This window comes from Citrobacter sp. Cm038 (genome assembly GCF_030333105.1).
In the GTDB taxonomy this organism is placed as follows: domain Bacteria; phylum Pseudomonadota; class Gammaproteobacteria; order Enterobacterales; family Enterobacteriaceae; genus Citrobacter; species Citrobacter murliniae.
Genome location: NZ_JAOWGO010000019.1, coordinates 17,576 through 30,943, shown reverse-complemented (window position 1 = coordinate 30,943; position 13,368 = coordinate 17,576). Strand labels below are relative to the sequence as shown.

The following is a 13,368-nucleotide window of genomic DNA, read 5'->3' as shown; positions in this document are numbered from 1 at the left end:
CAGATCGATAACGCTCCGGAAGAAAAAGCTCGTGGTATCACCATCAACACTTCTCACGTTGAATATGACACCCCGACTCGCCACTACGCGCACGTAGACTGCCCGGGCCACGCCGACTATGTTAAAAACATGATCACCGGTGCTGCGCAGATGGACGGCGCGATCCTGGTTGTTGCTGCGACTGACGGCCCGATGCCGCAGACTCGTGAGCACATCCTGCTGGGTCGTCAGGTAGGCGTTCCGTACATCATCGTGTTCCTGAACAAATGCGACATGGTTGATGACGAAGAGCTGCTGGAACTGGTAGAAATGGAAGTTCGTGAACTTCTGTCTCAGTACGATTTCCCGGGCGACGACACTCCGATCGTTCGTGGTTCTGCTCTGAAAGCGCTGGAAGGCGAAGCAGAGTGGGAAGCGAAAATCATCGAACTGGCTGGCTTCCTGGATTCTTACATCCCGGAACCAGAGCGTGCGATTGACAAGCCGTTCCTGCTGCCTATCGAAGACGTATTCTCCATCTCCGGTCGTGGTACCGTTGTTACCGGTCGTGTAGAGCGCGGTATCATCAAAGTTGGTGAAGAAGTTGAAATCGTTGGTATCAAAGAGACTGCTAAGTCTACCTGTACTGGCGTTGAAATGTTCCGCAAACTGCTGGACGAAGGCCGTGCTGGTGAGAACGTTGGTGTTCTGCTGCGTGGTATCAAACGTGAAGAAATCGAACGTGGTCAGGTACTGGCTAAGCCGGGTTCAATCAAGCCGCACACCAAGTTCGAATCTGAAGTGTACATTCTGTCCAAAGACGAAGGCGGCCGTCATACTCCGTTCTTCAAAGGCTACCGTCCGCAGTTCTACTTCCGTACTACTGACGTGACTGGTACCATCGAACTGCCAGAAGGCGTAGAGATGGTAATGCCGGGCGACAACATCAAAATGGTTGTTACCCTGATCCACCCGATCGCGATGGACGACGGTCTGCGTTTCGCAATCCGTGAAGGCGGCCGTACCGTTGGCGCGGGCGTTGTTGCCAAAGTAATGAGCTAATTGCCGATAACATTTGACGCAATGCGCAATAAAAGGGCATCATTTGATGCCCTTTTTGCACGCTTTCACACCAGAACCTGGCTCATCAGTGATTTTTTTTGTCATAATCATTGCTGAGACAGGCTCTGAAGAGGGCGTTTAGTCCGAAACGCACCAGAGCATTTCGGTTTGGATCGCCTCGCTTACGCGGGGTGAAAATGTTTGTAGAATACTTCTGACAGGTTGGTTTATGAGTGCGAATACCGAAGCTCAAGGAAGCGGGCGCGGCCTGGAAGCGATGAAGTGGGTTGTTGTCGCTGTATTGCTGCTTGTAGCTATCGTTGGCAACTACCTCTATCGTGACATGATGTTGCCGCTGCGTGCGCTGGCCGTAGTGATTCTGATTGCTGCAGCGGGTGGTGTCGCGCTGTTGACAACAAAAGGTAAAGCGACCGTTGCTTTTGCCCGTGAAGCGAGAACCGAAGTCCGTAAGGTCATTTGGCCGACTCGCCAGGAAACATTGCACACCACGCTGATTGTGGCTGCGGTTACCGCAGTAATGTCACTGATCCTGTGGGGACTGGATGGTATTCTGGTTCGCCTGGTATCCTTTATCACTGGCCTGAGGTTCTAAGATGTCTGAAGCCCCTAAAAAGCGCTGGTACGTCGTTCAGGCGTTTTCCGGTTTTGAAGGTCGCGTAGCTACATCGCTGCGTGAATATATCAAGTTACAAAATATGGAAGAGTTGTTTGGCGAAGTCATGGTGCCGACCGAAGAAGTGGTCGAAATCCGTGGTGGCCAGCGTCGTAAAAGCGAACGCAAATTCTTCCCGGGCTATGTACTGGTCCAGATGGTGATGAACGATGCAAGCTGGCACCTGGTGCGCAGTGTGCCGCGTGTGATGGGCTTTATCGGCGGTACATCTGACCGTCCGGCGCCAATCAGCGACAAAGAAGTTGATGCGATCATGAACCGTCTGCAGCAGGTTGGTGATAAACCGCGTCCGAAAACGATGTTCGAGCCGGGTGAAATGGTTCGCGTTAGTGACGGTCCGTTTGCTGACTTTAACGGTGTTGTTGAAGAAGTCGATTACGAGAAGTCTCGTCTGAAAGTTTCTGTTTCTATCTTCGGTCGTGCGACTCCGGTTGAACTGGACTTCGCTCAGGTTGAAAAAGCCTAACACGTCGATCAAAAAAGCGGCGATTTAATCGTTGCACAAGGCGCGAGATTGGAATACAATTTCGCGCCTTTTGTTTTTATGGATAGCATCCGTAAAACGAATTTTATCACGGGGAGCCTCTCTGAGGCGCTATAACCCAACTAGAGGAATTTAGAATGGCTAAGAAAGTCCAAGCCTATGTCAAGCTGCAGGTTGCAGCTGGTATGGCTAACCCGAGTCCGCCGGTAGGTCCAGCACTGGGTCAACAAGGCGTGAACATCATGGAATTCTGCAAAGCGTTCAACGCAAAAACTGATTCCATGGAAAAAGGTCTGCCGATCCCGGTTGTTATCACCGTTTATGCTGACCGTTCTTTCACTTTCGTTACCAAAACGCCTCCGGCAGCAGTTCTGCTGAAGAAAGCGGCTGGTATCAAGTCTGGTTCCGGTAAGCCGAACAAAGACAAAGTGGGTAAAATTTCCCGCGCTCAGCTGCAGGAAATCGCGCAGACCAAAGCTGCCGACATGACTGGTTCCGACATTGAAGCGATGACTCGCTCCATTGAAGGTACTGCACGTTCCATGGGCCTGGTAGTGGAGGACTAAGAAATGGCTAAACTGACCAAGCGTATGCGCGTGATCCGTGACAAAGTTGATGCAACTAAACAGTATGACATCAACGAAGCTATTGCTCTGCTGAAAGAGCTGGCCACTGCTAAATTCGTAGAAAGCGTGGACGTTGCTGTTAACCTCGGCATCGATGCTCGTAAATCTGACCAGAACGTACGTGGTGCAACTGTACTGCCGCACGGTACTGGCCGTTCCGTTCGCGTAGCCGTATTTACCCAGGGTGCAAACGCTGAAGCTGCTAAAGCTGCAGGCGCTGAGCTGGTAGGTATGGAAGATCTGGCTGACCAGATCAAGAAAGGCGAAATGAACTTTGACGTTGTTATTGCTTCCCCGGATGCAATGCGCGTTGTTGGCCAGCTGGGTCAGGTTCTGGGTCCGCGTGGCCTGATGCCAAACCCGAAAGTTGGTACTGTAACTCCGAACGTTGCTGAAGCGGTTAAGAACGCTAAAGCGGGTCAGGTTCGTTACCGTAACGACAAAAACGGCATCATCCACACTACCATTGGTAAAGTGGATTTTGACGCTGACAAACTGAAAGAAAACCTGGAAGCTCTGCTGGTTGCGCTGAAAAAAGCGAAACCAACTCAGGCAAAAGGCGTGTACATCAAGAAAGTTAGCCTCTCCACCACCATGGGTGCTGGCGTTGCCGTTGATCAAGCTGGTCTGAGCGCGTCTGCGAACAGCTAAGATTAGCTTTACGTGGGCGGTGAATTTGTCTACAATTCTACCCCCACGTTTGCTAACGAAAGTTAGCAAATAAACAGATTTGTTCGTTGGAGCCTGGCCTATCCAGGCCTCCGTCGAAGACCGCAGGTGTTTCGTAAGAAGCTTAATGCCCTGCGTAGACGGTGACAGAACGCTAAGATTATTTCTGATACTCTGGCTTGTTTCTGCTCACCGTATTTAGACGCTCTGTCCGTTGGGAAGAGTGAAGTGAGTTCCGGAACATGAGTTCCGGCAAACATCCAGGAGCAAAGCTAATGGCTTTAAATCTTCAAGACAAACAAGCGATTGTTGCTGAAGTCAGCGAAGTAGCCAAAGGCGCGCTGTCTGCAGTAGTTGCGGATTCCCGTGGCGTAACTGTAGACAAAATGACTGAACTGCGTAAAGCAGGTCGCGAAGCCGGCGTATACATGCGTGTTGTTCGTAACACCCTGCTGCGCCGTGTTGTTGAAGGTACTCAGTTTGAGTGCCTGAAAGACGCGTTCGTTGGTCCGACCCTGATTGCATATTCTATGGAACACCCGGGCGCAGCTGCTCGTCTGTTCAAAGATTTCGCGAAAGCGAATGCAAAATTTGAGGTCAAAGCCGCAGCCTTTGAAGGTGAATTGATCCCGGCATCGCAAATCGATCGCCTGGCAACTCTGCCGACCTACGAAGAAGCAATTGCACGCCTGATGGCAACCATGAAAGAAGCTTCGGCTGGCAAACTGGTTCGCACTCTGGCTGCTGTTCGCGATGCGAAAGAAGCTGCTTAATCGCAGTTATCTTTATCAAGCATCTGCTTACGTATAAACTTATTCTGATTTTCAGGAACAATTTAAATGTCTATCACTAAAGATCAAATCATTGAAGCAGTATCCGCTATGTCCGTAATGGACGTTGTAGAACTGATTTCTGCAATGGAAGAAAAATTCGGTGTTTCCGCTGCTGCTGCTGTAGCTGTAGCTGCTGGCCCGGCTGAAGTAGCTGAAGAAAAAACTGAATTCGACGTAATTCTGAAAGCTGCTGGCGCTAACAAAGTTGCTGTTATCAAAGCAGTACGTGGCGCAACTGGCCTGGGTCTGAAAGAAGCTAAAGACCTGGTAGAATCTGCACCGGCTGCTCTGAAAGAAGGCGTGAGCAAAGACGACGCAGAAGCACTGAAAAAATCTCTGGAAGAAGCTGGCGCTGAAGTTGAAGTTAAATAAGCCAACTTTTCTGGTTGCAGCCTAAGCAATTAGGCTGATGGCTGGTGACTTTTTAGTCACCAGCCTTTTTGCGCTGTAAGGCGCCAGTAGCATTTCACACTGTTTGACTACTGCTGTGCCTTTCAATGCTTGTTTCTATCGACGCCTTAATATACTGCGACAGAGCGTTAGTTCTGTGTAAATCGCAATGAAATGGTTTAAGCGTGATAGCAACAGGCATTGCGGAAAGTATTCGATTTTCCGGTCAACAAAATAGTGTTGCACAAACTGTCCCTTCGTCGGACAGATGGGTCGACTTGTCAGCGAGCTGAGGAACCCTAATGGTTTACTCCTATACCGAGAAAAAACGTATTCGTAAGGATTTTGGTAAACGTCCACAAGTGTTGGACATACCTTATCTCCTTTCTATCCAGCTTGACTCGTTTCAGAAGTTCATCGAGCAAGATCCTGAAGGGCAGTATGGTCTGGAAGCAGCTTTCCGTTCCGTTTTCCCGATTCAGAGCTATAGCGGTAACTCCGAGCTGCAATACGTCAGCTATCGCCTTGGCGAACCGGTGTTTGACGTTCAGGAATGTCAGATTCGTGGCGTGACCTATTCCGCACCGCTGCGCGTAAAACTGCGTCTGGTGATCTACGAGCGCGAAGCGCCGGAAGGCACCGTAAAAGACATTAAAGAACAAGAAGTCTACATGGGCGAAATTCCGCTCATGACTGACAACGGTACCTTTGTAATCAACGGCACTGAACGTGTTATCGTTTCTCAGCTGCACCGTAGTCCTGGCGTCTTCTTTGACTCCGACAAAGGTAAAACCCACTCTTCGGGTAAAGTGCTGTATAACGCGCGCATCATTCCTTACCGTGGTTCCTGGCTGGACTTCGAATTCGATCCGAAGGACAACCTGTTCGTACGTATTGACCGTCGCCGCAAACTGCCTGCGACCATTATTCTGCGTGCGCTGAACTACACCACTGAGCAGATTCTGGATCTGTTCTTTGAAAAAGTCGTCTTTGAGATCCGCGACAATAAGTTGCAGATGGAACTGGTGCCGGAACGCCTGCGTGGTGAAACCGCCTCCTTTGACATCGAAGCTAACGGCAAAATCTACGTCGAAAAAGGCCGTCGCATCACTGCGCGCCACATTCGCCAGCTGGAAAAAGACGATATCAAACATATCGAAGTTCCGGTTGAGTACATTGCTGGTAAAGTTGCGTCTAAAGACTACGTTGATGAATCCACTGGCGAGTTAATCTGCGCAGCTAACATGGAGCTGAGCCTGGATCTGCTGGCTAAGCTGAGCCAGTCTGGTCACAAGCGTATCGAAACGCTGTTCACTAACGATCTGGACCACGGTCCGTACATTTCTGAAACTGTACGCGTCGACCCAACAAACGATCGTCTGAGCGCACTGGTAGAAATCTACCGCATGATGCGTCCTGGTGAGCCGCCGACTCGTGAAGCTGCTGAAAGCCTGTTCGAGAACCTGTTCTTCTCCGAAGACCGCTATGATCTCTCTGCGGTTGGTCGTATGAAGTTCAACCGTTCTCTGCTGCGCGACGAAATCGAAGGTTCTGGCATCCTGAGCAAAGACGACATCATTGACGTGATGAAGAAGCTCATCGATATCCGTAACGGTAAAGGCGAAGTCGATGATATCGACCACCTCGGTAACCGTCGTATCCGTTCCGTAGGCGAAATGGCGGAAAACCAGTTCCGCGTTGGCCTGGTACGTGTAGAGCGTGCGGTGAAAGAGCGTCTGTCTCTGGGCGATCTGGATACCCTGATGCCTCAGGATATGATCAACGCCAAACCGATTTCTGCAGCAGTGAAAGAGTTCTTTGGTTCCAGCCAGCTGTCTCAGTTTATGGACCAGAACAACCCGCTGTCTGAGATTACGCACAAACGTCGTATCTCTGCACTCGGCCCAGGCGGTCTGACCCGTGAACGTGCAGGCTTCGAAGTTCGAGACGTACACCCGACTCACTACGGTCGCGTATGTCCAATCGAAACGCCTGAAGGTCCGAACATCGGTCTGATCAACTCCCTGTCCGTTTACGCACAGACTAACGAATACGGTTTCCTTGAGACTCCGTACCGTAAAGTGACCGACGGTGTTGTAACTGACGAAATTCATTACCTGTCTGCTATCGAAGAAGGCAACTACGTTATCGCTCAGGCGAACTCCAACCTGGATGACGAAGGCCACTTTGTAGAAGACCTGGTAACTTGCCGTAGCAAAGGCGAATCCAGCTTGTTCAGCCGCGACCAGGTTGACTACATGGACGTATCCACCCAACAGGTGGTTTCCGTCGGTGCGTCCCTGATCCCGTTCCTGGAACACGATGACGCCAACCGTGCATTGATGGGTGCGAACATGCAACGTCAGGCCGTTCCAACTCTGCGCGCTGATAAGCCGCTGGTTGGTACCGGTATGGAACGTGCTGTTGCCGTTGACTCCGGTGTTACTGCAGTTGCTAAACGTGGCGGTACCGTTCAGTACGTGGATGCTTCCCGTATCGTTATCAAAGTTAACGAAGACGAGATGTACCCGGGCGAAGCAGGTATCGACATTTATAACCTGACCAAATACACCCGTTCTAACCAGAACACCTGTATCAACCAAATGCCTTGTGTGTCCCTGGGTGAGCCGGTCGAACGTGGTGATGTACTGGCAGACGGTCCGTCCACCGACCTCGGTGAACTGGCGCTCGGTCAGAACATGCGCGTCGCGTTCATGCCGTGGAACGGCTATAACTTCGAAGACTCCATCCTCGTTTCCGAGCGTGTTGTTCAGGAAGACCGTTTCACCACCATCCATATTCAGGAACTGGCATGTGTGTCCCGTGACACCAAGCTGGGGCCGGAAGAGATCACCGCTGACATCCCGAACGTGGGTGAAGCTGCGCTCTCCAAACTGGATGAGTCCGGTATCGTTTACATTGGTGCAGAAGTGACCGGTGGCGACATTCTGGTTGGTAAGGTAACGCCGAAAGGTGAAACCCAGCTGACGCCAGAAGAGAAGCTGCTGCGTGCGATCTTCGGTGAGAAAGCGTCTGATGTTAAAGACTCTTCTCTGCGCGTACCAAACGGTGTTTCCGGTACGATTATCGACGTTCAGGTCTTTACTCGCGATGGCGTAGAGAAAGACAAACGTGCGCTGGAAATCGAAGAGATGCAGCTGAAACAGGCTAAGAAAGACCTGTCTGAAGAACTGCAGATCCTCGAAGCTGGCCTGTTCAGTCGTATCTACGCGGTGCTGGTTGCCGGTGGCGTTGAAGCTGAGAAGCTCGACAAACTGCCTCGCGATCGCTGGCTGGAACTCGGCCTGACCGACGAAGAGAAACAAAATCAGCTGGAACAGCTGGCTGAGCAGTACGACGAACTGAAACACGAGTTCGAGAAAAAACTCGAAGCGAAACGCCGTAAAATCACTCAGGGCGACGATCTGGCACCAGGCGTGCTGAAGATTGTTAAGGTGTATCTGGCGGTTAAACGTCGGATCCAGCCTGGTGATAAGATGGCAGGTCGTCACGGTAACAAGGGTGTAATTTCTAAGATCAACCCGATCGAAGATATGCCTCATGATGCTAACGGTACGCCGGTAGACATCGTGCTGAACCCGCTGGGCGTACCATCTCGTATGAACATCGGTCAGATTCTGGAAACCCACCTGGGTATGGCTGCGAAAGGTATTGGCGATAAGATCAACGCCATGCTGAAACAGCAGCAAGAAGTCGCGAAACTGCGCGAGTTCATCCAGCGTGCCTATGATCTGGGTGCCGACGTTCGTCAGAAAGTTGACCTGAGTACCTTCAGCGATGAAGAAGTTCTGCGTCTGGCTGAAAACCTGAAAAAAGGTATGCCGATCGCAACGCCGGTCTTCGACGGTGCGAAAGAGTCTGAAATCAAGGAACTGTTACAGCTGGGTGGCCTGCCGACTTCCGGTCAGATCACACTGTTCGACGGTCGTACCGGTGAGCAATTCGAGCGCCAGGTTACCGTTGGTTACATGTACATGCTGAAACTGAACCACCTGGTTGATGACAAGATGCATGCGCGTTCTACCGGTTCTTACAGCCTGGTTACTCAGCAGCCGCTGGGTGGTAAGGCTCAGTTCGGTGGTCAGCGCTTCGGGGAGATGGAAGTGTGGGCGCTGGAAGCATATGGCGCAGCATACACCCTGCAGGAAATGCTCACCGTTAAGTCTGATGACGTAAATGGTCGTACCAAGATGTATAAAAACATCGTGGACGGCAACCATCAGATGGAACCAGGCATGCCGGAATCCTTCAACGTATTGTTGAAAGAGATTCGTTCGCTGGGTATCAACATCGAGCTGGAAGACGAGTAACTCTCGCTCATACAGGTCACTGGTGCTGGCGTAACAGCCAGCACCAGATTGTGCTAACTCCGACGGGAGCAAATCCGTGAAAGACTTATTAAAGTTTCTGAAAGCGCAAACTAAAACCGAAGAGTTTGATGCGATCAAAATTGCTCTGGCATCGCCAGACATGATCCGTTCATGGTCCTTTGGTGAAGTTAAGAAGCCGGAAACCATCAACTACCGTACGTTCAAACCTGAGCGTGACGGCCTTTTCTGCGCCCGTATCTTTGGGCCAGTAAAAGATTACGAGTGCCTGTGCGGTAAGTACAAGCGCCTGAAACACCGTGGTGTGATCTGTGAGAAGTGCGGCGTTGAAGTGACCCAGACTAAAGTACGCCGTGAGCGTATGGGCCACATCGAGCTGGCATCTCCGACCGCTCACATCTGGTTCCTGAAATCTCTGCCGTCCCGTATCGGCCTGCTGCTTGATATGCCGCTGCGCGATATCGAGCGCGTACTGTACTTTGAATCTTATGTGGTAATCGAAGGCGGTATGACTAACCTGGAACGCCAACAGATCCTGACTGAAGAGCAGTATCTGGATGCGCTGGAAGAGTTCGGTGACGAATTCGACGCGAAGATGGGTGCGGAAGCTATCCAGGCTCTGCTGAAAAGCATGGATCTGGAGCAAGAGTGTGAAACTCTGCGTGAAGAGCTGAACGAAACCAACTCCGAAACCAAGCGTAAAAAGCTGACCAAGCGTATCAAACTGCTGGAAGCGTTCGTACAGTCTGGTAACAAGCCTGAGTGGATGATTCTGACCGTTCTGCCGGTTCTGCCGCCAGATCTGCGTCCGCTGGTTCCGCTGGATGGTGGTCGTTTCGCAACGTCGGATCTGAACGATCTGTATCGTCGCGTTATCAACCGTAACAACCGTCTGAAACGTCTGCTGGATCTGGCTGCGCCGGACATCATCGTACGCAACGAAAAACGTATGCTGCAGGAAGCGGTCGACGCCCTGCTGGATAACGGTCGTCGCGGTCGTGCGATCACCGGTTCTAACAAACGTCCTCTGAAATCTTTGGCCGATATGATCAAAGGTAAACAGGGTCGTTTCCGTCAGAACCTGCTCGGTAAGCGTGTTGACTACTCTGGTCGTTCTGTAATCACCGTAGGTCCATACCTGCGTCTGCATCAGTGCGGTCTGCCTAAGAAAATGGCACTGGAACTGTTCAAACCGTTCATTTACGGCAAGCTGGAACTGCGTGGCCTCGCCACCACCATCAAAGCCGCTAAGAAAATGGTTGAGCGTGAGGAAGCTGTCGTTTGGGATATCCTGGACGAAGTTATCCGCGAACACCCGGTACTGCTGAACCGTGCACCAACACTGCACCGTCTGGGTATCCAGGCATTTGAACCGGTACTGATCGAAGGTAAAGCTATCCAGCTGCACCCGCTGGTTTGTGCGGCGTATAACGCCGACTTCGATGGTGACCAGATGGCTGTTCACGTACCGCTGACGCTGGAAGCCCAGCTCGAAGCGCGTGCGCTGATGATGTCTACCAACAACATTCTGTCTCCGGCGAACGGCGAACCTATCATCGTTCCGTCTCAGGACGTTGTATTGGGTCTGTACTACATGACCCGTGACTGTGTTAACGCCAAAGGCGAAGGCATGGTGTTGACTGGCCCGAAAGAAGCTGAGCGTATCTATCGCGCAGGTCTGGCCTCTCTGCATGCGCGCGTTAAAGTGCGTATCACCGAATATGAAAAAGATGAAAACGGCGAATTCGTTGCGAAAACCAGCCTGAAAGACACGACCGTTGGCCGTGCTATTTTGTGGATGATCGTACCGAAAGGTCTGCCTTTCTCCATCGTCAACCAGGCGCTGGGCAAGAAAGCAATCTCCAAAATGCTGAACACCTGTTACCGCATTCTGGGCCTGAAGCCGACCGTTATCTTCGCTGACCAGACAATGTACACCGGCTTTGCTTATGCAGCGCGTTCAGGTGCATCTGTTGGTATTGATGACATGGTCATCCCAGAGAAGAAACACGAGATCATCTCTGAAGCGGAAGCTGAAGTTGCTGAGATCCAGGAGCAGTTCCAGTCTGGTCTGGTAACCGCAGGCGAACGTTACAACAAAGTTATCGATATCTGGGCTGCGGCGAACGATCGTGTATCCAAAGCGATGATGGATAACCTGCAAACTGAAACCGTTATTAACCGTGACGGCGTCGAAGAGCAGCAGGTTTCCTTCAACAGCATTTACATGATGGCCGACTCCGGTGCGCGTGGTTCTGCAGCACAGATTCGTCAGCTGGCAGGTATGCGTGGTCTGATGGCGAAGCCGGATGGCTCCATCATCGAAACGCCGATCACCGCGAACTTCCGTGAAGGTCTGAACGTACTCCAGTACTTCATCTCTACTCACGGTGCTCGTAAAGGTCTGGCGGATACCGCACTGAAAACAGCTAACTCCGGTTATCTGACTCGTCGTCTGGTCGACGTCGCGCAGGATCTGGTTGTCACTGAAGACGATTGTGGCACTCTGGAAGGTATCACCATGACCCCGGTTATCGAGGGTGGTGATGTTAAAGAGCCGCTGCGTGATCGCGTTCTGGGTCGTGTGACTGCTGAAGACGTTCTGAAGCCGGGTACGGCGGATATTCTGGTTCCACGCAACACCCTGCTGCACGAGCAGTGGTGTGATCTGCTGGAAGAGAACTCCGTTGACTCCGTCAAAGTACGTTCCGTCGTATCCTGTGACACCGACTTTGGTGTATGTGCGCACTGCTATGGTCGTGACCTGGCGCGTGGCCACATCATCAACAAAGGTGAAGCAATCGGCGTTATCGCGGCACAGTCCATCGGTGAGCCGGGTACACAGCTGACGATGCGTACGTTCCACATCGGTGGTGCGGCATCTCGTGCGGCTGCTGAATCCAGCATCCAGGTGAAAAACAAAGGTAGCATCCGTCTGAGCAATGCGAAGTCGGTTGTGAACTCCAGCGGTAAACTGGTTATCACCTCACGTAACACCGAACTGAAACTGATCGACGAATTCGGTCGTACCAAAGAAAGCTATAAAGTGCCTTACGGCTCCGTTATGGCGAAAGGTGATGGCGAACAGGTTGCTGGCGGCGAAACCGTTGCAAACTGGGATCCACACACCATGCCGGTTATCACCGAAGTGAGTGGTTTTGTCCGCTTCACTGACATGATCGACGGCCAGACCATTACTCGTCAGACCGACGAGCTGACCGGTCTGTCTTCTCTGGTGGTTCTGGATTCTGCAGAGCGTACTGCGGGTGGTAAAGACCTGCGTCCGGCACTGAAAATTGTTGATGCCCAGGGCAACGACGTTCTGATCCCAGGTACCGATATGCCTGCTCAGTACTTCCTGCCGGGTAAAGCGATTGTTCAGCTGGAAGATGGCGTGCAGATCAGCTCAGGTGACACCCTGGCGCGTGTTCCTCAGGAATCAGGCGGTACCAAGGATATTACCGGTGGTCTGCCGCGCGTTGCGGACCTGTTCGAAGCTCGTCGTCCGAAAGAGCCGGCAATCCTGGCGGAAATCAGCGGTATCATTTCCTTCGGTAAAGAAACCAAAGGGAAGCGTCGCCTGGTTATTACTCCGTTAGACGGCAGCGAACCGTACGAAGAGATGATTCCGAAATGGCGTCAGCTCAACGTGTTCGAAGGTGAACGTGTAGAACGTGGTGATGTGGTTTCCGACGGTCCGGAAGCGCCACACGACATCCTGCGTCTTCGTGGCGTACACGCGGTAACGCGTTACATCACCAACGAAGTACAGGACGTTTACCGTCTGCAAGGCGTTAAGATTAACGATAAACACATCGAAGTTATCGTTCGTCAGATGCTGCGTAAAGCGACCATCGAAAGTGCTGGTAGCTCCGACTTCCTCGAAGGCGAGCAGGTTGAATACTCCCGCGTCAAGATCGCTAACCGCGAACTGGAAGCGAACGGCAAAGTTGCGGCGACTTTCTCCCGCGATCTGCTGGGTATCACCAAGGCATCTCTGGCAACCGAGTCCTTCATCTCTGCGGCATCGTTCCAGGAGACTACTCGCGTGCTGACCGAAGCAGCCGTTGCGGGCAAACGCGACGAACTGCGCGGTCTGAAAGAGAACGTCATCGTGGGTCGTCTGATCCCAGCTGGTACCGGTTATGCGTACCATCAGGATCGTATGCGCCGTCGTGCTGCGGGCGAACTGCCAGCAGCACCTCAGGTTACTGCGGAAGATGCATCTGCCAGCCTGGCAGAACTGCTGAACGCAGGTCTGGGTGGTTCTGATAACGATTAA

General features: G+C 51.9%; 9 protein-coding genes. All 9 read left to right on the top strand.

Annotation, left to right across the window (positions count from 1 at the left end; translation table 11 throughout):
• The coding region (tuf, locus tag OGY01_RS11295) for an elongation factor Tu (protein WP_058842576.1) at positions 1–1,041 on the top strand (1,041 nt) is incomplete at its 5' end.
• A 229-nt stretch (positions 1,042–1,270) separates the two neighbouring features.
• The gene (secE, locus tag OGY01_RS11290; RefSeq protein ID WP_003033128.1) at positions 1,271–1,654 is read left to right on the top strand and encodes a preprotein translocase subunit SecE; all 384 of its coding nucleotides are present in this window, start codon (positions 1,271–1,273) and stop codon (positions 1,652–1,654) included.
• A 1-nt stretch (position 1,655) separates the two neighbouring features.
• Positions 1,656–2,201, top strand: coding sequence for a transcription termination/antitermination protein NusG (nusG, locus tag OGY01_RS11285; protein ID WP_003033125.1), 546 nt, complete (start codon positions 1,656–1,658; stop codon positions 2,199–2,201).
• A 155-nt stretch (positions 2,202–2,356) separates the two neighbouring features.
• Positions 2,357–2,785 carry a 50S ribosomal protein L11 gene (gene rplK, locus OGY01_RS11280; protein ID WP_003033122.1) on the top strand — a complete coding sequence of 143 codons (429 nt, stop codon included), beginning with the start codon at positions 2,357–2,359 and terminating at the stop codon, positions 2,783–2,785.
• A 3-nt stretch (positions 2,786–2,788) separates the two neighbouring features.
• On the top strand, positions 2,789–3,496 hold the full coding sequence (gene rplA, locus OGY01_RS11275) for a 50S ribosomal protein L1 (protein WP_045438335.1): 708 nt from the start codon (positions 2,789–2,791) through the stop codon (positions 3,494–3,496).
• Positions 3,497–3,789: 293 nt separating this feature from the next.
• Positions 3,790–4,287, top strand: coding sequence for a 50S ribosomal protein L10 (gene rplJ / locus OGY01_RS11270; protein WP_007704673.1), 498 nt, complete (start codon positions 3,790–3,792; stop codon positions 4,285–4,287).
• Positions 4,288–4,353: 66 nt separating this feature from the next.
• Positions 4,354–4,719 (top strand): 50S ribosomal protein L7/L12, encoded by a 366-nt coding sequence (gene rplL, locus OGY01_RS11265; RefSeq protein WP_045438343.1) that lies wholly within the window; start codon positions 4,354–4,356, stop codon positions 4,717–4,719.
• Between the two features lie 320 nt (positions 4,720–5,039).
• Positions 5,040–9,068, top strand: a complete 4,029-nt coding sequence (gene rpoB, locus OGY01_RS11260; RefSeq protein WP_048223455.1) for a DNA-directed RNA polymerase subunit beta — start codon at positions 5,040–5,042, stop codon at positions 9,066–9,068.
• A gap of 76 nt (positions 9,069–9,144) precedes the next feature.
• Positions 9,145–13,368, top strand: coding sequence for a DNA-directed RNA polymerase subunit beta' (rpoC, locus tag OGY01_RS11255; protein WP_045438350.1), 4,224 nt, complete (start codon positions 9,145–9,147; stop codon positions 13,366–13,368).